This is a genomic window from Rhizomonospora bruguierae (assembly GCF_018397995.1).
GTDB lineage: Bacteria > Actinomycetota > Actinomycetes > Mycobacteriales > Micromonosporaceae > Rhizomonospora > Rhizomonospora bruguierae.
Genome location: NZ_BBQH01000010.1, coordinates 215,330 through 230,577, shown reverse-complemented (window position 1 = coordinate 230,577; position 15,248 = coordinate 215,330). Strand labels below are relative to the sequence as shown.

Sequence of the window (15,248 nt, the reverse complement as noted above, 5' to 3'; positions counted from 1 at the left end):
AGCCCGACCCGCGAGGAGGCCGGGGTCTTGCACCCTTTGAGCCCCGCCACGAGTCCAAGATCGGCGATCTTCGGGACGGCGGGGTGAAAGTTTCGTAGCCTGGAGTGGCTGGTCGGCCAGAAGGTGGGGCTGATGACCGCCCTCGTCATCGAGTTTCTGTGCGCGCTCGTCTTCGTGCGGGCCGTGGTGGCGTACCTGCGCACCCGGGACCCGCTCAAGCGCACCCTGATGTGGGTGTTCAGCGCGCTGTCCGGGCTGGTCGCCTTCGATCTGTACCGGCGGCTGATCGGCCCCCCGCCGCCGCTCGTGTCGGGGGCGGCGGCGCTGCTGATCCTCGCCCAGCCAGCCCTGACCCTGCACGTGATCAGCCGGCTGCGGCCGGTGCCGCGGTGGCCGCGGTGGGCGGCGCTGGCGGGCTTCGCGGTTACCGCGTCGCCGCTGGTGTTCCTGCCGCGACCGATCCCCACGGGGTTCGTCATCGCCGCGACCGGGGTGTTCGTGGTGACCGCCGCGACCGCGGTCGCGTTCCTCGGCCGGACGGCCGGGCGGCGCACCGGCACGCCGCGCCTGCGCCTCCGGCTGGTCGCGGCCGGCACCGCGGCGACCGCGCTCGCGCTGCTCGTGCTCGCGGCCGGGGCGGTCGCGCCGGGGGTCGCGCCGGTCACGACCGTCGCCGCGCGGGGTGTCGCGCTGGCCGCCGCGGTGGCCTACCTGGCCGCGTTCCTGCCGCCGTCGTTCCTACGCCGGCTCTGGTCGGGGGCCGCCGCCTACGCCGTCTCGGACCGGTTGCTGCACCGGGGCGCCGAGTCGCCCGGGTCGACCTGGCACCGCTACGCGGAGGCCGTCCGCGACCTGTCCGGGTCGGACGCGGCCGCCGTGGTGGCCGCCGCGCCGGACGGCGGCCTGGTCGAGCTCGCCGCACCCGGGCTGCCGGCGGCGACCGGTCCGCTGGGGTCCGCCGCCGACCTGACCCGGCTGCTGCACGCCCGGCAGCCGGTGGACGTGGTGCCCGGGCTGGGAGAGTCGGTGCCGCTGGCCGTGGCCTACGGGCGGCGGGCGCTGGCCCGGTACGTGCTGGCCGTCCCGGTGCCGCTGCCGAGCGGGCGGCCGGCGGCGTTGCTGCTGCTCGACCGGTACCGGAACCTGTTCGTCGAGGACGACACCCGGGTGCTGGCCGGCCTCGGCGGGCAGGCGGCGATCCTGGCCGAGCGCAGCGCGGTGCTGGCCGGGCAGGAACTGCTCGCCACCGAGCTGGCCGCCTCGGTGACCGCGCTGCGCACCGCCAACCGGGCCGCCAAGCGCGACTTCCTGGCCGCGAGCCACGAGCTGCGCACGCCGCTCACCGCGATCATCGGGTTCGGCGACCTGATGAGAGCCGAGCCGCTGGAGAACGGCGACCGCCGGGTGCCCGCCCAGTGGGTCGACGCCGTGCTCGCCGGCGGCCAGCACCTGCTCCGGCTGGTCAACGACATCCTGGACCTGGCCACGGCGGAGGCCGGCCGGCTCGAACTGCACCCGCGGGAGCTGGTCCTGCCGCTGGCGGTCGGCGAGGCGACGGCGGCCCTGCGCCCGCTGGTGGACCGCGGGGGCCTGCGCCTGTCCGCCGACCTGCCGGCGCTGAGCGTCAGCGTCGACCCGATCCGGTTCCGCCAGATCCTCGACAACCTGCTCGCCAACGCGATCAGGTTCACCCCCGCGGGCGGGCGCATCACGATCTCCGCGCGCCGCGCCGGCGCCGACCTGATGATCAGCGTCGCGGACACCGGCCCCGGCATCGCCGCCGCCGACCGCGAGCGCGTGTTCGAAGAGTTCCAGCAGGCGGGGGACCAGGCCGCGAAGGTGGGCGGCACCGGGCTGGGGCTGGCGCTGACCCGCCGCCTGGTCGAGGCGCACGGCGGCCGCATCGCCGTGGAGGCCACCGAGGGGGCGGGCGCCACGTTCACCGTCTGCCTGCCCGGCGCGGTCCGGGAGACGTACTCCGACGTGGTACCGGGGCGCGGGCGGGGCGGGTGCCGGTTGAACCAGGCCGACCCGGCCTCCGGGCGGGGCGTGGACCAGACGCCGCGGGAGCGGCTGGGCGCCGCCGGCGGGCCACCCGGGCGGGAGGGGCACCGGTGACCGGGACGCCGGGCGAGACGCCGCTGCGCGTGCTGCTCGTCGAGGACCACGAGATGAACCGGCAGCTGATCCAGGCGATCGTCGCGCGCGGCCGGTACCCGCTGCTGCGCGGCGCCCACCTGGTCGAGGCGCATGACCTGGCCCGCGCCCGGGCCGCGCTGCACGCCGGGCGGTACGACGTGATCCTGCTGGACGCGCAGCTTCCCGACGGCAGCGGCCTGGACCTGCTCGGTGACCTGCCGGGCGCAGGCCCCCGCCCGGTGGTGATCGCGCTGACCGGTGGCGTGCGGCCCCAGCAGCGCGCGGCCGCGCTGGCGGCCGGCTGCGACGCGTTCCTGGACAAGCCCTTCGTCGCCGCCGACCTGGTCGCGCTGGTGGCGAAGCTCATCGGCTGACGCCGGGGCGCTCCACGCCCGCGGGGCGGCTGGGCTGCTCCACACTGGCGGGATGCTCATCGCCGCCGTGGCCGCCATCCCGCTCACGGTGGTGCTTACCGCGTATGCCCTGCGCCCGACCGTCCCCGTCGCGGCGCCGCTGCGGCTGGCCGCGGTCCGGGCCGCGCTCGCGGTGGGGGCGTACGCGGTCCTGGTGATCGAGGCGGCCGGGGCGGCGGGCGTGCTGACCGGCGGCACGATCGCGCTGGCCTGGACGGTGGCGCTGGCCGCCGCCCTCGGCGGCGCCGCCGTCCGGTACCGGCGTGCGCCGAGCGGGCGGTTCCCGCGGCCGGCCGTGCCCGTCCTGGGTGCGGTGCTGGCCGCGCTGGTGCTCGCGGAACTGTCGGTGGCGCTGCTGGCCCCACCCAACAACTACGACTCGCAGACGTACCACCTGCCCCGCATCGAACACTGGTTGGTGGACGGGGGCGTGGGGCCGTTCGCGACGCCGATCCACCGGCAGGTGACGCTGGCGCCGGGCGCCGAATACCTGCTGGCGCACCTGCGGCTGCTGACCGGCGGCGACGCGCTCTACAACCTGCTCCAGTGGTGCGCGGGGGTGGGCTGCCTGCTGCTGGCCGCCCGGATCGCGGCGCAACTCGGCGGCGGGCGGCGCGCGCAACTGGTCACCGCGGTGCTGGTGGGCGGCACACCGATGGTCGTGCTCCAGGCGACCAGCACGCAGAGTGACCTGGTGGCGGCGGCGTGGGCGGGCTGCGTCGCCACCCTCGTGCTGGACGGGCTGCGCCGCCCGGCCCGGCTCGCGGACGTGCTGGCGCTCGGCGCGGCGACCGGGCTGACCGCGGTCACCAAGAACACCGGCCTGCTGGCCGCCGGCCCGCTGCTGGCGCTGTGGATCGTCGCGCAGGTCCGGCTGGTCGGGCGGCGGAGCCCGGCGGGGGTGGCGCTGGCGGCGCTGCGGGCGGCGGCGGCCGGACTGGGCGTCCTGGCCGCGGCGGCCGTCCTGGTCGGACCGTTCATCGCCCGGACCGCCGCCGAGTTCGGCAGCCCGCTCGGCCCCCGGCAGGTGACCGACTCGATCCCGACGCAGCGGCACGACCCGGCGGCGATCGTTGTCAACGCGGCCCGGATCGCGCACACGGCACTGGACACGCCGCTCGCCCCGCTGCGCCGCGCCACCGCGGACGGTGTGGTCGCACTGGCCCGCGCGCTGCACGTCGACCCGCAGGACCCGCGGATCACGTTCCCCCACACCACGTTTCCCGTGCCGGCCTGGTACCCGGACGAGGACAAGGCGGCCTTCCCGGTCACCGGCGTGCTCGCGATCGTGGCGGCCGCGCTGGCGCTGAGCCGGCCGGGGCTGCTCAGCGACCGCGTCCGGCGGCTGCGCGGGTACGCCGGGGCGGTCGTGCTGTCGGCGCTGCTCTACCCCGCGACCGTGAAGTGGCAGCCGTGGGGCAACCGGCTGCTGCTGTACGCGCTGGTGCTGGCCGCCCCGCTCGCCGGCCTCTGGCTGGACCGCCTGCTGCGCACCCGCCTGCCCGCCGTCGCCGCCGCCGCGGTGCTGGCGGTGAGCCTCGTCGCCGGCGTGCTCGCCGTCGGGTACGGGTATCCGCGCCGGCTGGTCGGGCGCGGGTCCGTGCTGACGACGCGGGAGTGGGAGCTGCGCTTCCTGCGCCGGCCACAGTGGGCAGGCGACTACCGGTGGGCGGCGGGGCAGGTGGCGGGCGCGCACCGGGTGGGCATGGTGTTGCGCAACGACGACTGGGAGTACCCGTGGTGGGTGCTGTTGCGCCGCGACTCGCCGGCCGGCGGCCCCGAGCTGGTCGAGCTGCGCTCGGTGATCCCGGGGCACCCGCCCGCCGATATGTCCACCGTGGACGCCGTCGTCTGCACCGCGGCGCGGTCTGGCTGCGCCCGGTCCGTCCCGTCGGGCTGGCGCTTGACGACCCACGGCTCGGTGACCGTGGCACTCCCACCCGCCCCCTGACACCCATGACGACGCGGGTGGGAGATCTGCTCAGAAAGGCGGCGTGTCGTACCAAGGTCTCGCCCCGGAGCTGCCCGGGTGGTCGGGGTCGAGTGGTCGGGTGGTCGGGTGCAACCTACTCGCAACCGGCATCGCCCGTTGCCGCACCCGTGGTCGTCCAGAGTTTCCCTTGGCGGCTCACGATCGGCACCGCCGTCTGACCGTCGCCGCCCCCAAGCGCCGGGCGCCCTCCCCATGCGGGGCGCCCGGCGCTTACCCCCGAGCCCGGCCGCTACCTCGTCCGCCCGGACGGCCACGTCGCGTACCGCGGCGCCGGCACCGACCTGACCGGCCTGCGTGTGTACCTGTCCCGCTGGCTCCGCCCGCCCCGGTAGCGCGCGCCGGCCCCCGGCGGGCGGGCGGGACGGTGAGAATGGGGCCGTGGTGACCGTTGAAGAAATCCGCGACCTGGCCCGGGGCCTGCCCCGCAGCAGCGAACACATCATCCGCGACCGGCTGAAGTTCCGCGTCGGGCGGATCGTCTACCTGGCCTTCTCCCGGGACGAGACGACCATGGGCTTCGGCTTCCCGAAGGAGGAGCGGGCCGCGCTGGTCGCCGCCGAGCCGCACAAGTTCTTCCTGCCCGGCCCGGTCGACATGCGGTACCACTGGGTGGAGGCGTGGCTGGCCGCCCTGGCGCCGGACGAGGCCCGTGAGCTGGTCATCGACGCCTGGCGGATGTGCGTGCCGAAGAAGGTCTCGGCCGCCTACTCCGGTCGCTGACTGTCCTCGATGGGCCCGCGCTGGCAGGATGTCCGGGACAGCCGTGCGGTTGGCGAAGGAGCGGGCGGATGAACCGGCCGGAGTGGGCGCCAGACGACATCGACCGCGAGCAGCTCAAACGGTCCACTGTGCACTTCGGGGTGGGGCGCGAGCCGTGACCGGCGCGGGCGGGGCGGCGGCGGGGCTGGACGGGTTCGCGAGGGCCTGGGCGGCGGCGGTCGTCGGCACGAGCTACGTGTCGATGAGCCGGGCCGAGGTCGAGGCGCGGCTGCGCGGCTTCGCCGACCGGCTGGCCGGCGCGCTGGCCGCCGAGCCGTTCACCGGCACGCCCGGGTACCGGGTCGGCGCGGACCTCGTCACGCTGGGCTTCGCGGCGCCCGAGTCGCTCGCCCGTACCGTGACCGTCGTCAACGCCCGGCTGCTCGGCGACCTCGCCGCCGAGGCCACCGCGGCACCGGACCGGCTCCGGCCCGGCGCCGCGGCCGCGCAGATCCCGGCCGGCAAGAACGGCGGCAAGATCCCGGGCAGCGGGGCCCCGGGCGGCAGGGCATCCAGCGGCAAGGCCGAGGTTCTGGGCGCGGGGCAGCGGCTGGAGCGGCTGTTACAGGCCCTGGTCACCGGTGCCGCGCGGGCCATGCGCGACCGCACCCTCACCGAGCAGGAGGCGATCCGCCGCGCCGCGTTCGCCGCCCGGCGCGACGCCGAGCGCCGGTTGCGCGAGAGCGAGGCCCGGCTGCGCCACGCCGCGCTGCACGACCGCCTCACCGGCCTGCCCAACCGGGCCATGTTCACCCACCGGCTGGAGCGGGCCATCGCCGCCGCCCGCCCCGGCGGCCGGCTCGGCGTCTGCCTCATCGGGCTGGACGGGTTCACCGCCGTCAACGACAGCCTCGGGTACCGGGTCGGCGACCGGCTCCTGCTCGCCGTCGCCCACCGGCTCGCCGCCGTGGCCGCCGACGCCGGCCACCTGTTCGCCCGGCTGCACGGGGACGAGTTCGCCGTGCTCGTCCAGCGCACCGCGTGCACCGACGACGCCGTCAAGGTGGCCGACGCCGTGCTCAGCGCGCTGGCCGCGCCGGTGGCCGTCGGCGACCACCGGCTGCCCGTCGCGGCCAGCATCGGCGTCGTCGAACGCCCCACCGCCGGCGCCGACGCCACCGACACGATGCGCGCCGCCGACATCACCCTGCGCTGGGCCAAGGCCGACGGCGGCGGCCGTTGGACCCTCTTCGACCCCGAGCGCAGCGCCCGCGACGTCGCCCGGTACCAGCTCTCCGCCGAACTGCCCGGCGCGCTGGACCGGGACGAGTTCGTCCTGGACTACCAGCCGCTCGTGGACCTGGGCGACGGCGCGCCGCGCGGCGTGGAGGCGCTCGCCCGGTGGCGCCACCCCCGCCTCGGCACCCTGTCGCCGGCGTCGTTCATCGAACTGGCCGAGGACACCGGGCTGATCGTCCCGCTCGGCCTGCGCCTGCTGCACCGCGCCTGCCGCCAGGCCGTCCGCTGGCACCGCGCCGCAGCCCGGCCCCCGTTCGTCAGCGTCAACCTGGCCGTGCGCCAACTGCGCCACCCCGGCCTGGTCGCCGACGTCGCCGAGGTGCTGGACCGCACCGGCCTCGCCCCGCACCGGCTCCAGCTCGAACTCACCGAGTCGGCCGTGGTCGGTACCGCCGACGGCGCCGTCGCCACCCTGCACGGCCTGGCGGACCTCGGGGTCCGGCTGGCCATCGACGACTTCGGCACCGGCTACGCCAACCTCGCCTACCTGCGCCACCTGCCGGTCCACGCGCTCAAGCTGGATCGGGCGTTCACCGCCGGCCTGGGCGGCGGCCCCGCCGCCGACCCGGCGGACGAGACCCTGCTGGAGATCCTGGTCAAGCTCGGCCACGCGCTGCACCTCGAGGTCACCGCCGAGGGCATCGAGACGTCCGCCCAGGCCAGCCGCATCGCGGCGCTCGGCTGCGACCTCGGGCAGGGCTGGCACTTCGGCCGCCCCACCCGCCCGGGCACCATCACCCGCCGCCTCACCGCCTGACGGCGGCGCCCGGTCAGGACCCGGCGGACCAGCCCAGCGTGCCGGCGCCGTCGGGCACCTGGGCGGCGCCGGTGACGACCCGGTCGACGAGGCCGTACCCGACGGCCTCCGCCGCCGTGAACCAGCGGTCGCGGTCGAAGTCCTGCTCGATCTGGGTCGGGGTCTGCCCGGTGTGCCAGGCGATCAGGTCGCGCAGCAGGCCCTTGGTCCGGCTCATCTGCGCGGCCTGGATGGCGATGTCGGCGACCGTGCCGCCGAAGCCGCCGTGCGGCTGGTGCATGACCACGCGGGCGTGCGGCAGGGCGTACCGCTTGCCGGGCGTGCCGGCGCAGAGCAGGAACTGGCCCATCGAGCCGGCCATGCCCATGGCCAGCGTGGACACGTCGTTGTCGATGAACTGGATGGTGTCGTAGATGGCCATCCCGGCGTAGACGGAGCCGCCGGGCGAGTTGATCCACAGGTTGATGTCCCGCTTCGGGTCCTCGGCCGCGAGCAGCAGCAACTGCGCGGTGATCCGGTTGGCCACCTCATCGGTGACCTCGCTGCCGAGGAAGATGATCCGTTCCCGCAACAGCCGGTCGTAGACGCTGTCGTCCAGGCCGCCCGCGCGCACCTCGTCCGCCATCGCACACCCCCTTCAAGGTCGTGCCCGCGACGCTAGGCGCCGCGCTGGCCCGCGATAAGGCTTGTTCGCCCTGAGCGTGTTCGCTCACGGCGGACCCGTGCCGGCCGGTGGAGCGCGAGGAGCCGCCGGGCCCTCGGCCCGGCGGCTCCTCTGCTGGTGCCGATCAGGGGATGGTGACGCCGTACACGCTCAGCGGCACCGTGACCGGCTGGAAGTAGGTCGTGCCACCGGTGGTGCAGTTGCCGCTGCCACCGGAGGTGAGGCCGACCGCCGCGCTGCCGGAGAACAGCGAGCCGCCGCTGTCGCCGGGCTCGGCGCAGACGTTGGTGCGGATCAGGCCGGAGACCCGGCCCTCGGCGTAGGTCACGGTGGCGTTGACGGCGGTCACCGTGCCGCTGCGTACGCCGGTGGTGCTGCCGCTGCGGCGTACGCTCATGCCCACGTACGCGGTCGCGACCGACGAGATCGTCTGGCTGCCGCTGTACAGGTACACGGCGCTCGGGTGGGCGATGCTCGTGTTGGTGTACCGGACGATGCCGTAGTCGCTGCCCGGGAAGTTCGTGCCGGCCCGGGTGCCGATGGTGGTGGAGCCGTCGCTCCAGGTCGAGCCGATGTTGGTGCAGTGCCCGGCGGTCAGGAAGTAGTACGTGCTGCCGCTGTGCACGTTGAAGCCGAGCGAGCAGCGGGCGTTGCTGGTGTAGATGGCCTGGCCGCCGGCGATGCGGGTGCCGATCGCGCCGGCCACCCTCTCCAGGCGTGCCGCGTCGCCGGCGCGGGCCACCGCCGCCGTGATCAGGGCGAGCTTGGCGCCGGTGACGGTGCTGTCGACGCTGACCACGACCTGGTTGCCGACCGGGTCGGTGGCCCAGGCGGTGCCCGGGATCCGCTCGAGGCGGTTCAGGTCGGCGGTCACCTGGTCGAGCCGGGCCGCGTTGTGCTTGACCAGGCGCGCGATGCCGCCGTTGGCCCGCACCGTGGTGGCGGCGGCCTCGTCGGTGACGGTGACGACCATGCGGCCGTCGCCGCCCAGGTACGCACCGGCGGAGTGGGCGCCGAGCCGGCTGGCGAGGGCGGCGGCGGTGTCCGCCCGGTCCGCGCGCAGCGGGGTCGGGGCCGCCTGCGCGTTGCCGGGTGCGAACGCCCAGCCGACCAGCACGGGCGCCACGAGGGCGATCGCGACGCGGCGGATGGTGGTTCTGGTGGATCTCACTGTGCCTCCCGGGGGTGAGGAGAGCTGGTATGACGCCGGAATGCTGCCAATGGCCACTGTGGGCGCATCGGGTCGAACCGGCGGATCTACGCCGGTTAGCGTCCAGACAACCCGAATCCTGCCATCGACGAATGGAAATCCACAAGCACTAACATCGTCGTAGGTAGCCGGCGTTATGACCGTCAGCCGGCCAGCCGCACCTCATCGACCGCGCCGTCCGGCCACACCACGCGGACCAGGTCCGGGTCGGCGAGCACCGCCGGCAGTTCGGTCGGCGCCGGGGCGCCGGTGAGCACCACGGCCGCCGCGTACACCTCGCCGAACGCCACCGGACCGCCGGTGTGCACGTACGGGATGGCGGAGTACGGGCCGTAGGCGTTGCCGCCCTCGCCGTGCAGAACCCCGGCGGCGCCCAGGCCGCGCAGGCCCACCACGGCGGAGGTGAGCCCGCCCGCACCGGCGGCGCGGGCCTCGCCGGGGCGGACCCGGGCGCGCGGGGGAGCGGCGCCGGCGACCGGGTACCCGCCGACCCGCAGCGTCCACGGGCCGGGCGCGGTGGTCCGCTCGTCGGCCGGGTCGACCCGGACCAGCCGCACCTCCAGGGCGCCGCGCAGCACCGATGCGGTGCGCACCACCGGACCGAGCAGCGGGCCGCCTTCGACCGGCCAGTGTGCTCGGTGCCGCGACACGGCCACCCGGCCGGCGATGCCCAGCGGTACCAGGGGTCGCCGGTGCGAGGCCGCACCCGCCTCGTCCACCAGCGCCACGTGGTTGTCCAGCGGCGAGTGTCGGGCCGCCGCGCCGTACTCGGGGCCGGTGTGCGTCGCGTAGGCGTGCCGGGAGTACCCGGGATCGTCCGGGACCGGCGGGGCGTCCGCGGCGTGGTCGGTGCCGTGGTTGACCACCCGGATCACGCCGTCGGCCCGGGTGCCCGAGACCAGCCAGCCCGGCCGGCGGAGGGTGACGGCCACGTCCCGCTCCTCGACGGCGAGCGGCTCCTCCACATCCGTCCACACCGGATGGTCCGGCGGCAGGACCAGTCCGGCGAACGCCTTGCTCGACCAGTACGGCGAGCCGGCGCCCGAGTACGCCTGCCGGATCGGCTCGAACGCCCCGTACCAGCCGACCGGCTGGGCGGGGCCGGCGCCCGCGTCCCAGAAGTGCCGCAGCGTGCCGCTGGCGAGGCGGCGGATGCGGCCGGGCGGGATGAGGGTGGCGTCGAAGACCGCGCCGGCCCACAGCGGCGCCAGGGCGGCGTACCGGTAGGTCAGCGAGCGCCCCTGGTGCAGCGGCGGGCCGTCCGGGGCGAACAGGTGCTGCGCGGTATGCAGGTACCGGCCGAGCCGGTCCCGGTACCGGGCGGTGAGCGGGGGCTCCGCGTCGGCGCCCGCGACCCGGCAGAACCACAGCGGGTAGAAGTTCAGCGCCCAGCCCGCGTACCAGTCGATGTTGCGCGCCGCGCCCGCCTCGAAGCCGTCGGTGTACCAGCCGTCGCCCAGGTACCACCGCTCGGTCAGCGCGACCGTCCGCTCGATGTCCTCGGCGGACCACGGGCCGCCCACCGAGCGCAGGAACGCCTCCACCACGGCCTGGAACCACCCGCCCGGGCGCTCCGGGTGGGGCTGGCCCACGACCTCGGCCAGCCAGCCGACGATCCGCTCGCGGACCGGGTCGGCCAGGGCGTCCCACAGCACGGCGCGGGACTCGTGCAGGGCCAGCGCGATCGCCGCCGCCTCCACCCTGGCCTGGCTCACCTCGGTCAGCCGGGGCCAGCGCTCCGCGGAGCCCGGGTCGGTGCCGGTGGCCAGACCGGTGGCGTACCACTCGGCCAGGGCCCCGTCGGCCTCCGTCGCGCCAGCGCCGGCCAGCCGGAACCCGGCGGCCAGGAAGGTGCGGGCGAAGCCCGCCAGCCCGTCGCTGCGCCGGCCGGCGCTGCCCAGCGGGCCGGGCGGGTGGATGAACGCGTGCCCCGGGGTGGCGTGCGTGCGGACCGCCGCCAGGGTGGCGTCCAGCGCCGCCGTCCAGTGCGCCCGGGTCCATCCGGTGTACGGGGACAGCTGCCGATCCTCGACCTGGCCGTGCACGCGTCGCATCCCTCCCCGCCGGCCATTCAACCGCACCGGGAAGGGATCTTGGCAAATCCCCCCCGGGTGGGGGCGGGACGGGTGGGGCGGGACGGGTGGGGACGCCCTGAATGGTGCGTGGTCAGGCGCCCGGCCCGCCGGCCGCGAGCGCCGGCAGCTTCGCGGCCGCCGGCTCCCGCGCGGGCGCGGGCAGCGGTTCCGGCGCGGGCGCCGGCAGCTTCGCGGCGACCGGCTCCGGCAGTGCCTCGGCCCCGGGTGGCCCGGGTGCCGGCAGTGCTTGGGGGCCGGGTGCCGGCAGTGTCTCGCGTGCCGGTGCCGGCAGTGCCTCGGGTGCCGGTGCCGGCAGTGCCTCCGGCGCGGCCGGCGCGTCGAACAGGCGCAGTTCGCGGGCGGCGGTCAGCGCCGCGGCCCGGCTGTGCACGCCGAGCTTGCGGAACAGGTTCGCCTGGAGGTTCTCGACCGTGCGCACCGAGATGCCGAGCATCCGCGCCGTCTGCTTCATCGACCGGCCCCGGTCCACCAGCACGAGGATCTCCCGTTCCCGGGGGGTGAGCGCCAGTTGGTGCCAGTCGCCGGGCCGGTGCGCCGGGCCAGCGAGGGAGCGCAGGTAGCGCAGGTCCACCGTGAGGTAGCCCTGCCCGGCGGCCTGCACGGCGGCCATCAGCAGCCCGTCCAGCCGCGCCGCCGGCACCAGCGCCGCGCCGGCCACCAGGGCGTCCATCACCTGCCGGTAGCTGGGCTGCGCCGAGCTGACCACGACCAGCCCGCCGCGGTGCTCCTCGGCCGTGCCCCAGTCCGCCGGCCCCGGCTCGACCAGGACCACCACCGTCCGCTCGTCCGGCCGCTGGACCGGGTGGATCCGGTGCGCCGCCAGCAGCCGGCCGACCCGCTCCGCCACCGGGCCGCGCCGGCCGCGGATGACCGCCTGCTCGACCGGTAGCCGCGGCCGGGCCGCCGCCTCGTCCCGGGTCACCGACTCGACCGGGGCCGGTCGGGCCGCGCCGGCCGCCGCGGGCGAGGCGTCGCGGACCCCCAGCTTGGCGAAGATCTGCCGCCTGTGGTGCTCCACGGTGTGCTGGCTGATGCCGAGCATCCGGGCGATCTGCGCCACCACGAAGCCGGCCGTGATCAGGTACAGCACCTCCAACTCGCGGGCGGTCAACGCCGGGCCGGCCGAGTGGGACCGAGCGGCCTCGATCGGCAGCACCGGCGCCCGGATCGCGGCGATCAGCGGACCCCAGCCGTCCGCGTACTGGACCAGCGCGCTGACCCCGGACTCGTAGGCGTGGACCAGGTGCGCCGCGGGGAGCCCGCTGTGCAGGCCGATGATCCGGACCGGGCGGCCGGCCGGGCGCGGCAGCGCGACGAGCCGGTCGATGTCCCAGCGCGGCGCGTCCGCCTCGTAGACGATGATGGCGGGCCGGCGCAGTTCGCCGAGCCGGACCAGTTCCACGCCGGTCGCCACGGTGCCGACCAGCTCCAGGCCGGGCTGCTGGCGCAGCTGCACGGCCAACATGTCGCGGAACATCCGGTTGCGGTGCTGGACGGCGATGCCGCGGGCGATCGTGGGTGTCATGCCGCTGTCCTTTGCCGGTGTCGGTGGTCCCTTCGGTGGTCCCTGCCAGGTACCGCTCAGCCGAACGTCGGCTGGCGAGCCGGAGGGGTGTACCAGTCCCGGGCAATCGCTAAACGTCGACGTTTGGACAATTGTCACCCACCATTCGGGCGGCGATGGCGAACCCGAAAAAGTCAGGCACGTCAGTGGACCAGGTTCACCAGCAAATTGATCGTCGCGGCGATGATGACGGCGCCGAACAGATAGGACATCCACGCGTGGCGGAGCACGGCGGCGCGCATCTGCCCGTCGGTGATCTCCGGGTCGGAGACCTGGAAGGTCATGCCCACCGTGAATGCCACGTAGGCGAAGTCCCGGTACCGCGGCGGCTCCCGCTGGTGGAAATTGATCCCGCCGTCCGGCCCGGTGTAATAGATCCGCGCGTACCGGGCGGTGTGCAGCGTGTGCACCACCGTCCAGGAGAGCAGCACGCTCACCAGTTCGAGCCCCAGTTGGGCCACCCGGCCCAGGCCCGCCGCGCTCCCGCCGCGCACCACCCCCACGATGCCGAGCAGGCTGGCCAGGCAGGTGCCGAGCAGCAGGGCGTCGCGCAGCGGGCGCCCGGGATCCTCGTACGCGGCCAGCCGGGCCGTCTCGCCGGCGTCGCTCGGCCACATCACCCGCCAGGCGGTGACGAGGTAGCACAGGGCGCCCACGTCCCAGCCGATCAGGGCGCCCAGCAGGGGCGTGGTGAGCGCGCCCGCCACCACGCCCGTGACGAGGCCGACCCCCGCGACGGCGGCCAACTGGAGTCCGGAGGAGGTGGGGCTGGCGAGCCGCACGGTCAGGGCCCGCCGGTCGCCGTCGCCGTGGGCGGCGCCGGCAGCGGCCGGGGCGCGAGCCGGCCGGGCGGGCCGGTTCTCCAGGTACGGCCCGGCCGGCGTCCGCGGTGAGGTCCGTTGCTGCGCAAGCCGCGTGGTTACCCGGGCGCTCCAGGTTCACGCGTCCCGGCGGGGCCGCGTTAGCGCAGGTGGCGATGCTGGACCGGGGGTCGATGCGCCCCACCGGATGAGGCGAGACCCGCTCGCGTTACGACACGGCAACATGGGTGGGGCGTTCGTTGACATCCGGCCCTGTGGGTCGCAGTGTGTCCCTGCTTGTCCGTGCTGTCAAAGCTGACAACCATGTCAGCCCGAGGGGGAACCATGCGCTTCACGCGTCGGGCCGCGATCGCCGCCGTCGGCGTCGCGGCGCTGCTGTCCGCGGCCGCCTGTGGCGGCGGCGACGGTGGCGGCAGCAGCACCAAGGACGTCGAGGTGTTCACCTGGTGGGCCGACGGCGGCGAGAAGGCCGGCCTGGACGGCCTCGTCGCCCAGTTCGGCACCGCCTGCGCCGACTACACGTTCGTCAACGGCGCCGTCGCCGGCGGCGCCGGCGCCAACGCCAAGCAGGTGCTCGCGTCCCGCCTGCAGCAGAACGACCCGCCGGACACCTTCCAGGCGCACGCGGGCGCCGAACTCTCCGACTACATCAAGGCCGGCCAGGTCGAGGACCTCAGCGCCCAGTACGGGGAGTGGGGCCTGAACAACGCCTTCCCGAAGGGCCTGATCGACAACCTGACCGTCGACGGCAAGATCTACTCGGTGCCGGCGAACATCCACCGGGCCAACGTGCTGTGGTCCAACAAGACGGTGCTGACCCAGGCCGGCATCACCAAGGACCCCGCCTCCCTGGCCGAGTTCTTCACCACGCTGGACGCCCTGAAGGCCAAGGGCGTGGCCACCCCGCTGGCGCTCGGCAAGGACTGGACCCAGCTGATGCTGCTGGAGACGGTGCTCATCAGCGACCTCGGCCCGGACAAGTTCACCGGGTTGTGGAACGGCAGCACCGACTGGGCCGGCGCCGACGTCACCAAGGCCATCGACGACTTCACGAAGCTGCTCGGGTACACCAACAAGGACCGGGACAGCCTCGACTGGACCGACGCCGAGAAGCTGGTCATGGATGGCAAGGCCGCATACCAGTTGATGGGTGACTGGGAGGCCGCCGACCTGGACACCAAGGGCTTCAAGGACTACGGCTACGCGGTGTTCCCCGGCAACGGCGACACCTTCCAGTGGCTGGCCGACTCGTTCGTGCTGCCGAAGAACGCCAAGAACCCGGACGGCACCAAGTGCTGGCTGAAGACCGTCGGCAGCGCCGAGGGGCAGAAGGCGTTCAACACCAAGAAGGGCTCCATCCCGGCCCGCACCGACGCCAACCCCGGCGACTACCCGCAGTACCAGCAGACCGCCATCGCGGACTGGAAGACCGCCCAGCAGGTGCCCTCCTGCGCCCACGGCTCGGCCTGCTCGCAGGGCTTCCAGGGCGCGGCCAACTCGGCCCTCGGCAAGTTCTCCAGCGACCTGGACACCGCGGCGCTGCAGAAGGCGCTCGCCACGGCGGCGTCCCAGTTCGCCAAGACGAACTGACAC

11 protein-coding genes and 1 pseudogene are annotated in these 15,248 nt (G+C 75.2%); 7 read left to right on the top strand and 5 right to left on the bottom strand.

Annotated features, from left to right (window positions below; translation table 11 throughout):
• Nucleotides 1-132 precede the first annotated feature (132 nt).
• From KJS59_RS01090 to KJS59_RS01070, 6 genes and pseudogenes are all read left to right on the top strand, one after another.
• Nucleotides 133-2,118: a sensor histidine kinase gene (locus KJS59_RS01090; protein ID WP_213450298.1), complete on the top strand. Its 1,986-nt coding sequence runs from the start codon at nucleotides 133-135 to the stop codon at nucleotides 2,116-2,118.
• A complete protein-coding gene (locus KJS59_RS01085) occupies nucleotides 2,115-2,513 on the top strand; it encodes a response regulator (RefSeq protein WP_249713764.1) in 399 nt (132 codons plus the stop codon). The genes KJS59_RS01090 and KJS59_RS01085 overlap by 4 nt, the downstream gene beginning before the upstream one ends.
• Before the next feature lie 52 nt (nucleotides 2,514-2,565).
• Nucleotides 2,566-4,503 carry a hypothetical protein gene (locus KJS59_RS01080; protein ID WP_213450297.1) on the top strand — a complete coding sequence of 646 codons (1,938 nt, stop codon included), beginning with the start codon at nucleotides 2,566-2,568 and terminating at the stop codon, nucleotides 4,501-4,503.
• Nucleotides 4,504-4,760: 257 nt separating this feature from the next.
• A pseudogene (locus KJS59_RS32085) lies at nucleotides 4,761-4,877 on the top strand (aromatic-ring hydroxylase C-terminal domain-containing protein); the annotation flags it as partial.
• A gap of 49 nt (nucleotides 4,878-4,926) precedes the next feature.
• Nucleotides 4,927-5,265, top strand: a complete 339-nt coding sequence (locus KJS59_RS01075) for an MmcQ/YjbR family DNA-binding protein (protein ID WP_249713763.1) — start codon at nucleotides 4,927-4,929, stop codon at nucleotides 5,263-5,265.
• Nucleotides 5,266-5,419: 154 nt separating this feature from the next.
• A complete protein-coding gene (locus KJS59_RS01070) occupies nucleotides 5,420-7,300 on the top strand; it encodes a putative bifunctional diguanylate cyclase/phosphodiesterase (RefSeq protein ID WP_249713762.1) in 1,881 nt (626 codons plus the stop codon).
• 13 nt (nucleotides 7,301-7,313) lie between these two features.
• Here the strand turns inward: KJS59_RS01070 and KJS59_RS01065 are convergent, their stop codons facing one another.
• The 5 genes from KJS59_RS01065 to KJS59_RS01045 form a co-directional block, all read right to left on the bottom strand.
• Nucleotides 7,314-7,925: a ClpP family protease gene (locus KJS59_RS01065; RefSeq protein WP_213450295.1), complete on the bottom strand. Its 612-nt coding sequence runs from the start codon at nucleotides 7,923-7,925 to the stop codon at nucleotides 7,314-7,316.
• Between the two features lie 163 nt (nucleotides 7,926-8,088).
• A complete protein-coding gene (locus tag KJS59_RS01060) occupies nucleotides 8,089-9,135 on the bottom strand; it encodes a S1 family peptidase (protein ID WP_213450294.1) in 1,047 nt (348 codons plus the stop codon).
• A gap of 182 nt (nucleotides 9,136-9,317) precedes the next feature.
• Nucleotides 9,318-11,228 (bottom strand): DUF2264 domain-containing protein, encoded by a 1,911-nt coding sequence (locus KJS59_RS01055; protein ID WP_213450293.1) that lies wholly within the window; start codon nucleotides 11,226-11,228, stop codon nucleotides 9,318-9,320.
• A gap of 112 nt (nucleotides 11,229-11,340) precedes the next feature.
• The gene (locus KJS59_RS31675; protein WP_213450292.1) at nucleotides 11,341-12,795 is read right to left on the bottom strand and encodes a response regulator transcription factor; all 1,455 of its coding nucleotides are present in this window, start codon (nucleotides 12,793-12,795) and stop codon (nucleotides 11,341-11,343) included.
• Nucleotides 12,796-12,977: 182 nt separating this feature from the next.
• A complete protein-coding gene (locus KJS59_RS01045) occupies nucleotides 12,978-13,616 on the bottom strand; it encodes a DUF1345 domain-containing protein (protein WP_213450291.1) in 639 nt (212 codons plus the stop codon).
• A 363-nt stretch (nucleotides 13,617-13,979) separates the two neighbouring features.
• Here KJS59_RS01045 and KJS59_RS01040 point away from each other — a divergent pair, with 363 nt between their 5' ends.
• Entirely contained in the window at nucleotides 13,980-15,245 is a 1,266-nt protein-coding gene (locus tag KJS59_RS01040) for an ABC transporter substrate-binding protein (RefSeq protein ID WP_213450290.1), read from the top strand.
• The last annotated feature ends 3 nt before the right edge of the window (nucleotides 15,246-15,248 follow it).